Annotated in this window: 14 protein-coding genes; 5 read left to right on the plus strand and 9 right to left on the minus strand. The window is 44.3% G+C overall.

The window, feature by feature from the left end; all coding sequences use genetic code 11:
- Window positions 1-70 precede the first annotated feature (70 nt).
- Window positions 71-619 carry a 5' nucleotidase, NT5C type gene (locus ABR189_RS16570; protein ID WP_354661567.1) on the plus strand — a complete coding sequence of 183 codons (549 nt, stop codon included), beginning with the start codon at window positions 71-73 and terminating at the stop codon, window positions 617-619.
- A gap of 266 nt (window positions 620-885) precedes the next feature.
- Here ABR189_RS16570 and ABR189_RS16575 read toward each other — a convergent pair whose 3' ends face one another.
- On the minus strand, window positions 886-1,470 hold the full coding sequence (locus ABR189_RS16575; RefSeq protein ID WP_354661568.1) for a hypothetical protein: 585 nt from the start codon (window positions 1,468-1,470) through the stop codon (window positions 886-888).
- A gap of 464 nt (window positions 1,471-1,934) precedes the next feature.
- On the minus strand, window positions 1,935-2,243 hold the full coding sequence (locus ABR189_RS16580) for a hypothetical protein (protein WP_354661569.1): 309 nt from the start codon (window positions 2,241-2,243) through the stop codon (window positions 1,935-1,937).
- Window positions 2,244-2,795: 552 nt separating this feature from the next.
- Here ABR189_RS16580 and ABR189_RS16585 point away from each other — a divergent pair.
- The 3 genes from ABR189_RS16585 to ABR189_RS16595 all read left to right on the plus strand — a co-directional run bounded on the left by ABR189_RS16585 (window position 2,796) and on the right by ABR189_RS16595 (window position 6,733).
- The gene (locus tag ABR189_RS16585) at window positions 2,796-3,410 is read left to right on the plus strand and encodes a helix-turn-helix domain-containing protein (protein ID WP_354661570.1); all 615 of its coding nucleotides are present in this window, start codon (window positions 2,796-2,798) and stop codon (window positions 3,408-3,410) included.
- Window positions 3,411-3,767: 357 nt separating this feature from the next.
- Window positions 3,768-5,681 carry an acetate--CoA ligase gene (acs, locus tag ABR189_RS16590; protein ID WP_354661571.1) on the plus strand — a complete coding sequence of 638 codons (1,914 nt, stop codon included), beginning with the start codon at window positions 3,768-3,770 and terminating at the stop codon, window positions 5,679-5,681.
- Between the two features lie 92 nt (window positions 5,682-5,773).
- The gene (locus ABR189_RS16595) at window positions 5,774-6,733 is read left to right on the plus strand and encodes an alpha/beta hydrolase (RefSeq protein WP_354661572.1); all 960 of its coding nucleotides are present in this window, start codon (window positions 5,774-5,776) and stop codon (window positions 6,731-6,733) included.
- A gap of 103 nt (window positions 6,734-6,836) precedes the next feature.
- On the opposite strand, the gene ABR189_RS16600 is transcribed toward ABR189_RS16595, so the two are convergent.
- The 7 genes from ABR189_RS16600 to ABR189_RS16630 all read right to left on the minus strand — a co-directional run bounded on the left by ABR189_RS16600 (window position 6,837) and on the right by ABR189_RS16630 (window position 14,783).
- Window positions 6,837-7,682 (minus strand): hypothetical protein, encoded by an 846-nt coding sequence (locus tag ABR189_RS16600; protein ID WP_354661573.1) that lies wholly within the window; start codon window positions 7,680-7,682, stop codon window positions 6,837-6,839.
- A 221-nt stretch (window positions 7,683-7,903) separates the two neighbouring features.
- Entirely contained in the window at window positions 7,904-8,464 is a 561-nt protein-coding gene (locus tag ABR189_RS16605) for a L,D-transpeptidase family protein (RefSeq protein ID WP_354661574.1), read from the minus strand.
- 134 nt (window positions 8,465-8,598) lie between these two features.
- Window positions 8,599-11,541 carry a M16 family metallopeptidase gene (locus ABR189_RS16610; RefSeq protein ID WP_354661575.1) on the minus strand — a complete coding sequence of 981 codons (2,943 nt, stop codon included), beginning with the start codon at window positions 11,539-11,541 and terminating at the stop codon, window positions 8,599-8,601.
- 199 nt (window positions 11,542-11,740) lie between these two features.
- The gene (locus ABR189_RS16615; protein WP_354661576.1) at window positions 11,741-12,151 is read right to left on the minus strand and encodes a hypothetical protein; all 411 of its coding nucleotides are present in this window, start codon (window positions 12,149-12,151) and stop codon (window positions 11,741-11,743) included.
- Between the two features lie 28 nt (window positions 12,152-12,179).
- Entirely contained in the window at window positions 12,180-13,082 is a 903-nt protein-coding gene (locus ABR189_RS16620; protein WP_354661577.1) for an outer membrane beta-barrel protein, read from the minus strand.
- 72 nt (window positions 13,083-13,154) lie between these two features.
- Complete coding sequence (locus ABR189_RS16625; protein ID WP_354661578.1) at window positions 13,155-14,255, minus strand: anti-sigma factor family protein; 1,101 nt, start codon at window positions 14,253-14,255, stop codon at window positions 13,155-13,157.
- Between the two features lie 42 nt (window positions 14,256-14,297).
- On the minus strand, window positions 14,298-14,783 hold the full coding sequence (locus ABR189_RS16630) for an RNA polymerase sigma factor (RefSeq protein ID WP_354661579.1): 486 nt from the start codon (window positions 14,781-14,783) through the stop codon (window positions 14,298-14,300).
- Window positions 14,784-15,191: 408 nt separating this feature from the next.
- On the opposite strand from ABR189_RS16630, the gene kbl reads away from it, so the two are divergent.
- A complete protein-coding gene (gene kbl / locus ABR189_RS16635) occupies window positions 15,192-16,379 on the plus strand; it encodes a glycine C-acetyltransferase (RefSeq protein ID WP_354661580.1) in 1,188 nt (395 codons plus the stop codon).
- The last annotated feature ends 12 nt before the right edge of the window (window positions 16,380-16,391 follow it).

Here is a 16,391-nt window from a genome sequence, read left to right on the forward strand (position 1 = left end):
TGTTATTTTATGCAATAAACAATGTGGACAATTCTATTAAATAGCATAACTTTGCAACAAATAGCAAGATATGGCAAGAATAGCAATAGATATGGACGGGGTAATGGCTGATCTTACCCAACATTATATTAACTGGTATGCTGAACGATACGGCGTAACCGTAGCCAGGGAATCCCTGCATGGCATACCGGAAACTACCGGCTTCCCACAGGAAGGCGTGGTAAAGCAGTTTTTATATACCCCCGGATTTTTCAGGACAGCTCCTGTTATGCCCGGAAGCCAGGAGGTGATCAAAGCGCTCAGCGAACAGCACGAAGTGTTTATCGTATCTGCCGCCACTGAATTCCCACAATCCCTTTCAGAAAAGCAGGAATGGCTGGGAGAACACTTCCCTTTTATCACCTGGCGCAATATTGTTTTCTGCGGACTCAAAACAATTGTAGACGCTGATTATATGATCGATGACTACGATAAGAACCTCCGCTATTTTAAAGGAGAAAAGCTGCTGTTTACCGCACCACACAATATGCTCCTGGAAGATTATACCCGCGTAAATACCTGGGAAGAGGTAGCAAAATACTTTAGCCTGGTACCTGCGACCACCTCTCCGGCTGTTTAATCAATCATCCATCCACTATAAATTATAACAGCAGGGGTAGCTATCTCTTTAAGATAGCTACCCCTGCTGTTATAACACTATTCCTTATCATTTAACCCCCAACATCTCAAACCTGGGCCACGGATATCCTATAGATATCCCACTCCTCTTTAGAGTGGAACATATGTGGGATATCAGTGGGACAATAGTGGAACATATATGGAACATCCATAAGGAAAAGCAGTAGTATGGCCGATCCGGCTATAAATTTCCGTACAGATAGCGGCCTAGTCGTCGTCTTCACCATCTTCCATATCAAGCCAGCCATCTTCTTCCTCTCCATCACCGTTAATTTCCGTCAGAATGATACCTGCCCTGTTGTTGACACTGCTGCCTGCATAATATGCAATATCACTTACGAGACCCGCCTTTACCGGTGCAGAGTAGATATACTGCAGCGCACCATCGAAATCAGCCTCAGTAGCAATGATCCGGTAAGATACATCATGCCAGCAAGCCTCATTCTCCAGGGCTTCTTCCCTGGAAGAGAAAAGCTTGATAGCAGCTCCCATATAGGTTTTAAGGACAGGTACCGCGTCTTTGTCCAATCTTTTACGAATGTGTAGTGCTGTTACCTGGGCATACTCCTGCAACCATTGCTCCAGTGGTACATCCCTTTTGGTGACCAGCAATATCAGCCTGCTGGGCATGATCACATAATCGTCTACATCCACTTGCTTCTTCTCCTGATAGGCATTCAGGTAATACCCGAGCACATTAGCGTATTTAGGGCGGGTCAGCATATCCGGGTAACCAATCATCGTCAATTCCACTAACCATGTTTCTTGCTGTCGCAGTGCATTTTTCTTCATTTTCTTAAGTTTAGTTTAGTAAAAAAATGGAAACTGTTAAGGAGTAGCATTGGAGTTTTTTTTAAGCTGTTAACAATAAGCACCTGCTGCTACCCTTCTTTCTCATATACCACGATGTCATGGCCAGGCAGGCGATCTTCACAAATATAAACATAATCTGTTCATACAAAAATTAAATATTTACGAAACAGTGTTTTTTAAACACATTTCTAGAAGGCAATTATCACAACAAATACTGTACCTATAAAGCATTTCAAGAATTCACCCTCACTATGCAATTTATAAAACCAATTTAAAACTAGCATTTACAAATATGTACATCCATTTTAATTTTTATAATATGAAAGTCATTCTGATATTACAATTATCATCAAAACAATAAGCCCCGGCAGCACACACTACCAGGGTTTATTGACTAATTGCCAGGCGGCTATAATAAGGTAAAGGGTTAACGATTGATAATACTATTTAGGATCAGGATCCTTTCCGGGCTTTTTCCTGTATTTATCACAATAGGTCCAGAGTGACTGAAATACTTCATCTACTACAGCAATAATCTTTTCTCTCTCTGCATTGCTTAGTGCTGGAATGATCTTGTTTTTGCCACTCTCGCTCTGTTTGTCCACTGCTCTCATTTTCCGGTAAAAAGTAGGAATGCTCCAGGCACATTCTTCACAAATATGCTCGCGGAAAACAACGGGAAACTCAGCGAGCTGCGAGTGGATATCCTGTAACATGTTTACGAACTCCGGAGTGGGAGGTATTTTTTTCATAGCAAGTGATTTGATTATTAGATAAATGGATTAACAAAAAACAATTTTGGTTAATTGTGGTGATTTTAAAATACTCCACTATCATATCAGCAAATATATTTACAATATTTCTATTGTCATAATATAATATTACTTTTTTATTATCACCCCATACTTACATAACCTGCTACCAGTAAGTATTTCATTCAAATTTTCCTAAATGTGGATAAATTAATTGTTTCACATTTATATGACAACCTCTCTGCAATGGATTGTAATAAATCAGTGTCATCTCTACTGCTTATTCTATAAAATGATCATTTTGGTATCATTATAATCACTTAGCATTTGTACAAATAATAATGAGCGATTCATTATGAAGTAATCTTCCCCTCCTACAGCAGCATCCTTCGTTTCAGGACACTTCTTATCCTGCTACTCCCTTCTGCTGATAATAATTTTGCTGCTTAATTGAAAATTATATTCACGAAATGAAATAGAAATTATTATATTATACATACAATGTCAATTTAAAAATTGACAAATCAGAAATTATAAACAAAATAGATGACAATGCAGAGCAGACTAATACATATGGGTCAGCGGCTAAAGCAGATACTAAAACAGAAGAAGATCAAAATTGTGGATTTTGCTTACATGGCTGGTTTTACCAATCAAATCGCCCATTATCACCTTCGTAAAAGCGACATGAAGCGAAGCACCCTGGAAAAGTTCTGCAACCTGATAGGCATTACCACAGAAGAGTTTTATGACTGGAACAGTACCGTGCTGGTAAACAAGGGCGATACAGTAACTATCCATCATGGGCAACGGCTGTCTTCCATAATTGCTGAAAAAGGCCTTAACAAAAGCAGACTGGCTAAAAGACTGGACATGAGCCGGCGCACTATGTATAACCTCTTTGAAAAAGAAGTATTTGCTCCGGAAGAACTGCTCCTTGTGGTGAATGCCCTGGAAATGACCCAGGAAAACTTCTTAAACCCGGGGTTATTCGACGAACCTAAACGGGTAGACCATGATGAGCTCCTTGCTGCGCGTGAAAAATATTATAAACTCCTGGAAGAGCATAATCAATTGTTAAAGAATCATGCGGCCCTGAAAGACGCTCTCGAAATGGTGAAAAAAGATGTGGCCATCTTGCGTAAACAGCTTAGAAGTAAAAAATAAATACCCAAAATCGTCCACTGTAGCAAACACCTGTATAAAATAGCTATATACACCATACAACAGCGTGTATTAAACAGTATTTCCTGACAATTCACCTGCTGCTAAATCTTACTGCAAGCGGCATTTAAAGGCCACTAAACCACCAAAGCAGGCAGAAACAGCCATTTATGATGCTGTTAAGGCATGCAGGCTCAAAACGCCGTAACCCAATACCAACAAGCACTTCCGAACAACCGTCCTGCGCTTTCCGCGCGGGTACTGATCTTATTTTTATGTAAATGCTACCAAAGCTCGGGCATCTTTATTAAATTTAGTGCCCGTTATCAATCGTAGTAATCTATAAATTTTGCGCGCGTTATGTCGTATCCGTACAAGATCAAAAGCTTTGAAGAGTACCAGGAAGCTTACAAACAGAGTGTGATAGACCCGGAAGGATTCTGGGCCAACGTAGCCGATCATTTCTATTGGCGGCGTAAATGGGATAAGGTGCTGGAGTGGAATTTTAAAGATCCTGAGGTGAAATGGTTCATTGGTGGCAAAATGAACATCACAGAAAATTGTCTTGACCGGCATTTAGGTACATTAGGTAATACACCTGCCATTATATGGGAACCCAATGATCCGGAAGAGCATCACCGTATTATTACTTACCGTGATCTGTATAATAAGGTGTGTCAGTTTGCCAACGTATTAAAAAACAATGGTGTTAAAAAAGGTGACCGTGTTTGTATATATATGGGCATGATCCCTGAACTGGCCATTGCAGTGCTGGCCTGCGCACGTATTGGTGCTATCCATTCCGTAGTATTTGGCGGTTTCAGTGCGCAATCTATTGCCGACAGGATTCAGGATGCACAATGCAACCTCGTAATTACCTGCGACGGTGCTTTCCGTGGCAACAAGGACATTCCATTAAAATCTGTGATTGATGATGCCCTGATGGCTTGCCCTTCTGTTAAAAAAGTAATCGTGTGTACCCGCACCCGCACCCCGGTAAGTATGCTTAAAGGCAGAGATTCCTGGTGGGAAGATGAAATCAAGCAGGTGGAAACAATGGGTAACCCTCCCTGCCCGGCTGAAGAAATGGACGCGGAAGATGAACTATTCATCCTGTACACATCCGGCTCTACCGGCAAACCTAAAGGGGTAGTACATACCTGTGCGGGTTATATGGTATACGCCAACTATACTTTTGTAAACACCTTCCAATATCAGGCTGGTGAAGTATTCTTCTGTACTGCCGATATCGGCTGGATCACTGGTCATAGTTATATCGTATATGGTCCGTTAAGTGCTGGTGGCACCACCCTTATGTTTGAAGGGGTACCAACCTGGCCTGATGCCGGCCGCCTCTGGGAAATAGTAGATAAATACCGGGTAGATACCTTATATACTGCTCCAACGGCTATACGCAGCCTGATGAGCTTTGGCCTGGGCCCCGTAAATCATAAAGACCTCAGCTCTCTGAAAAAACTGGGCAGCGTGGGCGAACCTATTAATGAAGAGGCCTGGCACTGGTTTAAAGATAATATCGGTAAAGGCAAATGCCCGATTGTAGATACCTGGTGGCAAACAGAAACCGGTGGTATCATGATTACCCCGCTGGCTGGTATTACCAAGGAAAAACCTGGTTATGCTACTTTACCTCTGCCTGGCATACAGCCTATCCTGGTAGATGAAAATGGGAAAGAAGTAGAAGGCAATGGCGTGAATGGCAATCTGTGTATTAAATTCCCATGGCCTGGTATGCTACGCACCACCTATGGTGACCATGAACGCTGCCGCAAAACTTACTTCTCTACTTATGACAACCTCTACTTCACCGGAGATGGTTGCTTAAGAGATGAGGATGGTTACTACAGAATCACCGGCCGTGTAGACGATGTATTGAATGTGAGTGGTCACCGCATTGGTACTGCTGAAGTGGAAAACGCGATCAACATGCATGCCGGTGTAGTGGAAAGTGCCGTAGTAGGATTTCCGCACGACATCAAAGGCCAGGGTATTTATGCCTATGTGATCAGTGAAAAACTGACGCATGAACCTGAGCTCACCAAAAAAGATATCGCGCAAACCGTAGCCCGCATTATAGGCCCGATTGCCAAACCAGACAAGATCCAGTTTGTAAGCGGCTTGCCTAAAACACGTTCCGGTAAAATCATGCGCCGGATCCTGCGCAAGATCGCAGAAGGTGACCTGGACAACCTGGGCGACACCTCTACCCTGCTGGATCCTGCTGTGGTAGAAGAAATCAAACGAGGAAAAATATAATTGCTTCATAAAATGCCGGTACTCACCTACCGGCATTTTTATTTACACCCGTTTCCTGCTGTCGTTTATCTTTCACGTATTACATTTGCTGTATGAAAGTGTTAAAACGGATAGGTTGGATTTGTTTGTCCCTCTTTGTACTACTCAATATTATCGGTGCCTTTCACGCCTATAAGTTTACCCACTTTTACCCCGACAACACACACGCCAACAAGCGCCCGGAACAAATGAGCACCTGGGAAAAAACAAGGATGATCCTCTTTGGTATCCGGATTTCAAAACCTGTGGTAAAAAACTTTCCGGATGTGCCTTATGAAACGATTGCACTGCACACCTCCGGTCACCTTAAGCTGGAAGGCTGGTGGATCCCCGCAACACAACCCAGGGGTACCGTCATCCTGTTTCATGGCTATATGGGTAATAAAGGAGCGCAATTGTCCGAGGCTGCATATTTCCGGGCTTTAGGCTACAATACCTTTTTACTGGATTTCCGGGCACATGGCAATAGTGATGGCTTCACTACCAGTATAGGCTTTAAGGAAGCGGAAGATGTATGGCTGGCGTATGATTTCGTGCACCGGCAAAAGGCGCAACAACACATTATCCTGTGGGGTATGAGTATGGGTGCTGCAGCTATTTTAAAAGCAGTACCGGAATATCAGCTGCAACCGGAGAAAATAATCCTGGAAAGCCCGTTTGCTACGCTTACAGATGCCGTAAAAGGTAGAATGCGGGCAGTACATTTACCTGGTACTCCGCTTGCACAGCTCCTCACTTTCTGGGGAGGTATGGAACTGGGATTTTCCGGATTTGATTATGCTCCGGAAGCATATGCCCAAAAGATAAAAGCACCGGTGCTCCTCTGCTGGGGCAAGCAGGATACCCGGGTTATAGAAGCGGAAACGCAGGCGATCTACCAGCACCTTGGCAGCCCAGACAAAACACTGCTCATCTTCCCGGATGCCGGACATGAATCTTTTTGTCAACATGATCCACAAAAATGGCAAACGGCCATCCGTCATTTTCTGGGTGTGGCCACCAGCCAACCCTAAGGTATCATGAGGATCTTTTCCAATGCTTAGCGTATTAAAAAAGCGTGCACCACACAAGCAGCGCACGCTTCTTACAAGGTGCTATCCCCTGTTATTATATAAATCATGGTGCATGCTGGCCGATATTGCCCTGCGCCACTACGATGCTCCCTAAAGTACTTTTCTCCTGTACGCTTACATGCCCGTCGAAGGTTACCAGGTCGGAGAACTTCAACGCGGTACTATCATCTTTTACTGTAATATTTTTTACCAGCTTACCTGTTGCCGGATCTACATCGCCCAGGGTAATTGCGATGGTACCGATAGTATCTGCAGCTTTACCAGTATAAATGCCCGCGGGATAGGTGCTTAAAACGCCCGTGGTAGTATTGATACCGTTCAAAGTAAGCGTAGCCAATGTATTGTTATTCTTTCTTTCCTGCAGGGTAAGTGTGCCCTTAATGCCTGAACTATGCACCGTATCCAGCGCATACGTGCGCGATTTTCCGGTAAATACATTACTGCCGATATCTGCCTGTGCTACATTTTTCCCTGCTTCTCCTGATTCCCGGATATTGATATGCCCGTCAAAATTGACCAGCTCCGTAAAGGAAATCGCTACCCCATTGTCCAGCTTTTGAATTAATGTATCCAGCTTGCCGGTATTGCCCGGAATGCTGCCCAGCGAAATGGCCAGCGGGCCAGGTGCTACAACGGTACGCTGGAATAATGCCGCCGTATAAGTGCTGGCAGGATCTGCACCTACCAGGTTGATCGCAATCCTGGTGCCATTGGTTTCCTTCTTAAATGCGATCGTGCCACTTACACCTGCACTTCCAATAGTAGTCAGTGTATAATCTTCACGTAAATCAAGTACGTTTTCTATTTTTTCTTTGGCACAGGCTCCTAATAAAATAGCTATTGCCATCATGAGCCCCATGAACTTCGCTGCGTTCCCGATCCGTGTCATGCTCGTAGGTTTTACTTTGATATGGAGAAATATATTTGCGGTAACACAACAGTTAACAAAAACTCTACCAAAAATCTCCATGATCAAAATACAAGCGCAGACAGATAGTTATTTTCATATGGTCTCACCTCCACCTGTGGCATACCTGTCACCAGTGTATCATGGTTGCTGTAGCACCCTGAAATCAGCCACAGTAAATGGTTAGCGGTGTAGCATGATCATCACCGGCGTATCACTACAGGCGTGCCCACCTTCAGTATATCATACAACTCATTTACATCTGCATTTTTCATACTGATACAACCCAGCGTCCAGTTGATCCGGCTATCTACATAATTATCTCGGATACCGGAACCATACTCTACACCATGAATACCGATACCTCCACCCATATCTGCATTAGCAGTCACTTTACCAGCAGCCAGGTAGTGTTGAAATTTTGCACGGGAATTTTCATTGGGGTAATCTAGCAACAAAAACCTGCTCCAGCGGTTATCCACCCGTTTACTCAAAATGCGGAAAGTACCCTCCGGAGTACGACGATCTCCCTGCACCAGCTTATCCGATTGATCCCGGCTGCCGAATACTACTTTATAAATTTTACGGAGCGTCACATCTTCATATAAATACAGCCGGTAATCACTTTTATCTATCAGCAAAAAAACTTTGTCAACATCAATAGATGCAGCACGTAGCTTTACGTTATACAGGTCGCTTTTAGTATTAAAACCAGATAACGGAATCAGCGCAAATAACACTAGCCAATAACAATTACGATACATCTTCATAGGGCATTTAAGCTAATCCATAACGCCCAAAATGAAACAATTATTGTTTTAATGCTGTCAACTTCCTGTTACAAAAAAAAAGCGCCGCAAAATTTTGCGGCGCTTTTTTAATCATATGGTGCGGATTATTAGTATCCAAACAGCTCTTCGAGCGACAGCTTTTTCACACTACCGATCTTCTTCAGGTCATCATTGCTGATCTTCTTTTCAGAAGCAAGGATACAATAAGTGTATGGTTTGTTGGCCAGATTTTCATCATGGAATTTTTTCACATCAGCAAATGATAGTTTGTTGATGTTATCATACACTTGTTTGCGGATATCATTATTCAGCCCCAGCTTTTGCGCTGCCAGGTAACTGAAAATAACACCATCCTGTGTAATACGTTCTGTTTCAATATCCTGGCGCATGCCTTGTTTAGCTGTTTCCAGCAACTGGTCTGCTTCCGGAATGGTATTCAGCAGTTCATTCATACCGGCAATAGCTTCGTTCATCTTATCTGCCTGGCAGCCTACGTAAGCTACTGTAGAATAACGTTCTCCTTTTTTGGCAGGGGAAGCATATTGTGCATAGGTAGAGTAAGCGAGTGCTTTGGATTCACGGATAGTCTGGAATACAATAGATCCCATACCTCCGCCAAAGTAAGCGTTGAACAAACCTATGGTAGCGGTATTGTCCGGATTGTATACACCATTATTCCTTACCCAGTTTACTTCAGACTGTACCATGTCGTAGTCTGCAAATAATACCTGATTCTGGGATTGGCTGTTTTTCTCAAATTTGATAGCAGCAGGTGCTTCTTTGAAGCTGGCAGGTATAGCATGCAATTTTTTCACCTCAGCGGCTGCTACTTCCATTGATTTAGGCCCGTAGTAAATGATACGGTGCTTATAGGAAGGCAGGGAGTGCAAAATATCTGTCAGCTCCTGTGCAGACAATGCTTCCAGCTCAGCCTGGCTCATCTGATTGTTGTAAGGATTTTTGCTGCCATACATCGCATAGTTTACCAGCCCTTTCATAATAGCACCTTTGTTGAGCTTGCTATCAGTACGTGATTTCTGGATACGTCCTTTTAAAGCAGCCAGCGCTTCTTCATTAGGTTTGCAGTTAGCAAGCAGGTGTTCAAACAGTTTTACTGCCTGATCAAAATTTTCCTGTAAGCCGGAAATGCTGATCACGGAGTTTTCAGAAGAAGAAGATACACTGAAATTGCAGGCAATATTGTAAAACTCTTTACTGATCTGTTCAGAAGTGTATTTATCTGTGCCCAGGTATTGCAGGTATTGTGCTGCTAAAGGCAATTTCTGGTTGTTCCAGCTACCCATGTCAAAATAATAGTACAAACGGAACAAGCCATTGTCTTTATTCTGCGCATACAGCATCTCTGTATTGCCTACATTGACTTTCTGGATGTCCTTGTTATAATCCAGCCATTGTGGTTGTACGGGTGTAGCAGGCATAGCAGCGATGGCTGCCAGGAAGGGCGACTGTGCTTCACGGTTAACTTCTACAGCAGTGATCGCTGGCTTCTCTACTTTTTCGATGTTTTTATCTTCTCCTTTACGCTTGTAGATCAACACATAATTATTGTCCAGGTACTTTTTAGCAAAATCAATGATTTGCTGTTTGGTAACCTTACCCATTTCATCTACATATCCCACATCATTCAGCCAGTTGTCGCCTTTACTTTTGATAAATGCGTCCATCAGGGCATTCGCTCGGTTTTCATTGCTTTCCAAACCCTGCAGTTCACCCAGTTTGGCATTGTTCACAATCGCTTTTACCAGGGTAGCATCAAACTCTCCTTTTTTCAGGATCTCCAGCTGGCCCAGCAGCAGGTCTTTTACTTCTTCCAGGCTCTGGCCTTGTTTAGCTTTACCACTTAATGACAGGATCGCATAGTCTTTCCAGCTCAGCAGGCTGGCACCAGCGCCCAGTACTTTCTGCTGTTTATTGATATTCAGGTCCAGCAATCCTGCTTTTCCATTGGTCAATATCTGTGAAACCACACTCAGCAATACAGATGATCTGGTATCCAGTGCACCTGGCATTCTGAAAGCCAGGTCTACGCTCTCTGCATCAGGGCCTAACACATCTTTTACGATAGGCGCTTTGATAGGTGCTTCCGGAGCTGGCTTGTATTCCTTTACAGGCCGCGCTTTCATGTAAGAGAAGCTGTTATCAATAGCTTTGATAACATAGTCAGGATCAAAATCACCGGCCATAGTAATAGCCATGTTATTAGGTACATAATATTCGTTGTAGAAATCACGGATCACCCTCAGATTAGGGTTTTTCAGGTGTTCTACGGTACCGATGGTAGATTGCTGTCCGTAGTTATGTGTGGGGAACATCAGGGCCAGCAAGGTTTCATACACCCTGCGGCCATCATTATCCAACCCTCTGTTCTTTTCTTCATAAACGGCTTCCAGCTCTGTATGGAACAGGCGGAATACCGGATCACGGAAACGTTCTGCCTGTACGGCCAGGTATTTATCAATGGCATTGGAAGGAATATCTTCCTGGTAAATGGTTTCTTCTGTCCAGGTGTGCGCATTGGTATTCTGCGCTCCCATGCCCGACATCATTTTATCATATTCGTTGGCGATAGCGTATTTGGCGGCAATGCCCGAAACGCTGTCAATCTGGCGATATACCGCTTTGCGGGCAGCCGGATCAGTAGTTTTGTTGTAGGTGTCATACAGCCCTTCTATCTGGTCGATATAAGGCTTTTCTTTTGCCCAGTCTAATGAGCCAAACTTTTGCGTGCCTTTAAACAGCAGGTGTTCCAGGTAATGCGCCAGACCGGTATGATCTTTAGGATCGTTGTTACTCCCTGCGCGGGTACCTATTAATGTCTGGATACGTGGATCTTTTTTATTTACGCTCAGCATCACGGTCAGCCCATTCTTCAGTTTATAGATACGTGATTTCATGGGGTCATTGGTAACGTATCGGTAGGTATACCCTCCGGAGCTGGCTTCTTTCCACTCATACTTGCGCTGGGCCGCTGCTATTTGCAGCGAGCCGACGCCCAATAATAGTAAAACAGTGCTTTTAATGATGTTCATATGTTGGTTTTTGAGAATAAAACATACACCAAATATATAGGATACCGCAAAAATTACGTGTTAAAAAGAGGAGAGAAATCAGAGGAATCGGGATGAACGGCAATTATAAAATGGGAAAAAAGCACCCTGTTCCGCAGTTTAAAGTGATAGCGGCAAAATAATGGGGTTGATAGGTATTCCTTTCCAAACGTACTGATAATCAGTACTGCAGCAAATGCGTAGAGGAAAGCGACGCATGTAAATAAGGTAAAATCAGCAAGCTGTCATTGGTCATCCGGCGGGCCCTTTTCTTCATATTTACTTTTAAGGGAACAGCGGTAGCCAGTTTCCGTCTTAAGATCATTTGTTTAGTTGCCACCGGCGACATGGTCAGGTTCACGGTGGGTACCAGCTCCTGTACCTGTACAGGGTCTATTGGAACGATGGTATGCCCGTGCATCCTGATAGGTGTAAACGCTGCTGCCAGCACAGTGCCTGCTGGTGGTGTATAGCGCTCAGGAGCTGGCTGCTGATCCGTAAGCCCTGCCTGCACACCAAACATCTTCTTATCGCAAGAGTGTGCCCAGGTAATAAAACCGGCACATGCCAGGAAGGCGAAGAATGATCGCATAAACACTATTTAGATTTGGTAATAATAATTAAAAGCCGTTAAACCGGAACCCTATTGAAAAGGGGTATTGCTCTAATCCGTAGTCATGAAGCGGGGTCAATGCAAAATTTCCATATAGTTTAACTGGTCCGTAGCCTACTTCCGTAGCAAGGCCAAAGCGCCATTTATTCAGATTAAAATCATCCGCCCGTCTCACCTTTCCCCGCTCTGCACTGATTTGTTTCGTACGGGATTTCATCAGATAACCTCCCGTCACGCCCAGGCTCAACTCAAATGAACGGCCAGGGTGGTAAGGATTAGAGTTAAAGTTCAGCATCACTGGTACGGTGAGGTAAGATGCAAATAACTTATTCTTGGAAAACTCAATGGAATCCCTGACAATCTTGGTAGGATAACCCGGCTGATACGTAATATTACGTGCATACCTGTAGTTATTCATTTCCAGACCCAGCGCATATAACAAGTTAAACTTATGCTTAGCTATGTTTAACCGCTGCATAAACAACCATATATTTATATTAACAGATTTTCCGGTAATGAGTTTAAATTCCGAAGGAGTTAATGGTTCGCTGCCCTGACGGGGCGCCAGGGTATTTAACCCGATAGCGGTGTAATCATAGGCTCCCTTTTCCATGACAGTAGGACTGGAACCGCCCAGGTAGCCATTACTCTGGGTAGGATAATACGCTACATAACTAGCTCCGCTATAGTCGCTGCGGTCGATATAATTATTAAAGCCCACATCAAATACCAGCCACTTGGTTTGCAGGTTCTTCTTCAGCTTATGGCTGGTATAGGCCGTATCGTTATAAAATTTATAACTGTTTCTGCCTTTTTCGTTCTTGCCTTTTATGATGATCAGCCCTTTGATCTGAATAGTATCAGGAGGCACCTGCGCATTTGCCCACCATCCTCCTAACATCAGTAACATTAAGAGTAGAAATTTACGCTTCATAATGATTTCCTCAATTATTTATAAATCGCAGGCCTGTGCCTGCCTGAATTATCTTTTTCGCTTTGAAAATAACTTGGCCACATTGGTTACCTTATCCAGTAACTTGCTATCACTACCGCTTACAGATGCAATCAGCTCACCCTGCACCTGAGCCGGAGCCGCTGCTGGGGGCTGTTCTACCTTTTCTGTCCGCTCAATAGGTGTTGAAGTAGCCAGCACAGGGTCTTTTACCGTATTGGCAACTGTCACATTACCTGCCTTATTTTCCTCCAGTCTGCCCTCTATCACTTCCCTGGAAGTATTCCGGGGAGGAGCTAGTTTTGCCAGCACAGGTGCCGCCTCCTGCTTTTCCGGTACAGGAACAGCCGCCGGAATATTCGTGTTATTGGCTGCCACATCAGGTGCCGTTACCACAGGTGCAGTTGCGGGTTTTACTCCTGCTTTTTTCGCCGCCGCTCTATAAGGGGTTTCCTCCGTTTTTATGGGTGCCGGGGTTGTTTGTGCAATCGCCGGAGTTTCCGTTACGTCCAGTGCTTTGCTGTCTTCGGGGCTTACCACAATTGCCGGGGCAGGTACTGTTTGTACCATCGACGGCGTAGTGGGTGTAGTGGTAGCTATTGCAGGAGGAGGCGTGGTGGCTTTTTGATTAAACGGTACCAGCCATATGACCAGTCCCGCCACTACTGCAGCAGCTGCTCCCCACCAGATACCCGGTTGTATTTTACGGGTTTTGGCGGTATGCCGATAAAGCACTGCCTTATTCTCAAATTGCAGTGATAAATCCGGCTGCTGACGGGTAGCCTGCAACCAGGCCAGCTCCTGCCGCTTTTGTGGATGCTGCTCCAGGAAACGCTCCACCGCTGCTGCTTCTGTAGCAGTCAGCTCATGATCTACATAGCTAAGCAGGTACTCCTCATAATTATCCAGGCTTAAAGCCGAAGCACCACGGTACAGGTTGGCTTTATTATCAAACACCAATGCCGTATCAGGGGTTATCTTCGCGGCATTCAACAACGCCAGCTCTTCCCTGATACCTGGATTTTTTTGCATAAACAGCTCCAATGCCGCTATTTCTTCGGCATTTAGCTCTCCATCTACAAAGCTTAGCAGGTAGGATTCGTAATTTGATATGTTGATGTTAGCAGACAACTATATATAAATAAAATGAATAATTCTTTAACTGTCAATAGATTAGATTACATTTTCCATTTTAATCAGGTAATTTTTAAGATGGATCCTCGCACGGTGCAGATAAACTTTTACCTGCGAGGGGTTTAATTCCATAATCTCTCCAATTTCCTCATAACTATATCCTTCATAATCTTTCAGCATAATCAGGGAACGCTGTACCTCACTTAACCGGCTCAGTGCCTTTTCTATCACTTCCCTGGCATTGTGTACCCGGTGTTCAGACACTTTCACTTCCTCTTTGAAATTCTCCACCAGGGTAATCCGCTTTACCTTACGCACATGGTCGATCATATTGTTGTACGCAACCGTAAACAGGTATGACTTGGCCTTTTCAAAAGGCACATCCTGACAGTGCTTCCACAATATTTCGAACGCATTCTGTACAACATCCCTGGCGTCTTCTGTGTGTTCCAGGTTCTTCACTATAAAACGGAAGAGATTGTCTGAGTACAGATCCACGCATTTATTATACTCCTTATCCGTCATCCGGTGCTGCGGGATTTTAGTGCTAAGTTCCGACAAATAATTAAATCCAGACTTCCATGAACCGACCACTCCTTCTATCCGGCATTATTAAAAGTTAGCATCTGATATGGCACTCCACAACACCTTATATATATTCTGGCCAATGCAATAATTCACTTTTAATTGATAGTCAACCTTTTGTACATTTCCTCCCTGCTTCATCGTCCTATAAAGGTAGACCTTCAGTTTCCCACTACATGGAATTTAATTTGTATGATAGTATTATGACGCAGAGCGGCTCCTAAATGTTACATCCTGGTAAAACTTTTTCATGATCCGGCATTCCCTGCACGGCGGGTGTGTTAAAGCCGTTACATTTATTCCTTATAACTTTGGGATCATTGTTTTTACTAAATCTTGCTTAATCATATGAACCAACAATTTATTACCCGCCTGCAGCAGGAACTGGACGAAATCAGCAACGCTGGTTTATACAAAAGAGAGCGTATTATCACCTCCGAACAAGGGGCTGAAATACAGGTGGGCGGGCAAACCGTGATTAATTTCTGTGCAAATAACTATCTCGGACTCTCCTCCCATTCCGCAGTGGTAGCAGCGGCCAAAGAGGCCATAGATACGCATGGATACGGAATGAGCAGTGTGCGTTTCATTTGTGGCACCCAGGATATTCACCGGGAACTGGAACAAAAAATCGCCCAATTCCTGGGGATGGAGGACACGATTTTATATGTAGCTGCCTTTGACGCCAATGGAGGAGTATTTGAACCACTATTCGGCGAGCAGGACGCGATTATATCTGATGCCCTGAATCATGCTTCTATCATAGATGGGGTACGCCTGTGCAAGGCGCAACGCTACCGCTATGAACATAATAATATGGCCGACCTGGAAGCCAAACTGCAGGAATCACAGGGCGCCCGTAGCCGGATTATCGTTACAGACGGCTCTTTTAGCATGGATGGTACCATTGCACAGCTGGACAAAATCTGTGATCTGGCAGATAAATACAATGCGATCGTAATGTCTGATGAAAGCCACTCTTCCGGCTTTTTGGGCAAAACAGGCCGGGGTACCCATGAATACAGAAACGTGATGGGCCGCGTGGATATCATTACCGGCACCCTGGGCAAAGCGCTGGGTGGCGCCTCCGGTGGTTTTACCAGCGGGCCTAAAGCCGTAATCGATATCTTACGCCAGCGCAGCCGGCCTTACCTGTTCTCCAACTCCGTAGCCCCCAGCATTGTAGGTGCTTCTATTGCCGTACTGGATATGCTGAGCGAAACTACCCAGCTGCGCGACAAACTGGAGTACAATACCAGGTACTTCCGTACTAAAATGACGGAAGCAGGCTTTGATATTAAACCCGGAGATCATCCCATCGTTCCGGTAATGCTGTATGATGCCGCCCTCAGCCAGCAATTTGCCGACAAACTGCTGCTGGAAGGTATCTATGTGATCGGGTTCTTTTTCCCGGTAGTACCGAAAGGACAAGCACGTATCAGGGTACAGCTCAGTGCTGCTCATGAACAAGCACACCTGGACAAGGCCATTACCGCTTTTACCAAAGTAGGTAAGGAACTGGGCGTGATAAAGTAGCGGTTCCATCGT

Origin of the sequence: Chitinophaga sp. H8 (assembly GCF_040567655.1) — a bacterium.
Classification (GTDB): Bacteria; Bacteroidota; Bacteroidia; order Chitinophagales; family Chitinophagaceae; genus Chitinophaga; species Chitinophaga defluvii.

Excerpts from the sequence above, each read along its gene's own strand:
- ABR189_RS16620 (WP_354661577.1), bottom strand. The coding sequence starts at position 13,082 with ATGTTACTGATGTTAGGAGGATGGTGGGCAAATGCGCAGGTGCCTCCT.
- ABR189_RS16630 (WP_354661579.1), bottom strand. The coding sequence starts at position 14,783 with ATGACGGATAAGGAGTATAATAAATGCGTGGATCTGTACTCAGACAAT.
- ABR189_RS16610 (WP_354661575.1), bottom strand. The coding sequence starts at position 11,541 with ATGAACATCATTAAAAGCACTGTTTTACTATTATTGGGCGTCGGCTCG.
- ABR189_RS16585 (WP_354661570.1), top strand. The coding sequence starts at position 2,796 with ATGCAGAGCAGACTAATACATATGGGTCAGCGGCTAAAGCAGATACTA.
- ABR189_RS16595 (WP_354661572.1), top strand. The coding sequence starts at position 5,774 with ATGAAAGTGTTAAAACGGATAGGTTGGATTTGTTTGTCCCTCTTTGTA.
- ABR189_RS16615 (WP_354661576.1), bottom strand. The coding sequence starts at position 12,151 with ATGCGATCATTCTTCGCCTTCCTGGCATGTGCCGGTTTTATTACCTGG.
- ABR189_RS16580 (WP_354661569.1), bottom strand. The coding sequence starts at position 2,243 with ATGAAAAAAATACCTCCCACTCCGGAGTTCGTAAACATGTTACAGGAT.
- ABR189_RS16605 (WP_354661574.1), bottom strand. The coding sequence starts at position 8,464 with ATGTATCGTAATTGTTATTGGCTAGTGTTATTTGCGCTGATTCCGTTA.
- ABR189_RS16570 (WP_354661567.1), top strand. The coding sequence starts at position 71 with ATGGCAAGAATAGCAATAGATATGGACGGGGTAATGGCTGATCTTACC.
- acs (WP_354661571.1), top strand. The coding sequence starts at position 3,768 with ATGTCGTATCCGTACAAGATCAAAAGCTTTGAAGAGTACCAGGAAGCT.
- ABR189_RS16600 (WP_354661573.1), bottom strand. The coding sequence starts at position 7,682 with ATGACACGGATCGGGAACGCAGCGAAGTTCATGGGGCTCATGATGGCA.
- kbl (WP_354661580.1), top strand. The coding sequence starts at position 15,192 with ATGAACCAACAATTTATTACCCGCCTGCAGCAGGAACTGGACGAAATC.
- ABR189_RS16575 (WP_354661568.1), bottom strand. The coding sequence starts at position 1,470 with ATGAAGAAAAATGCACTGCGACAGCAAGAAACATGGTTAGTGGAATTG.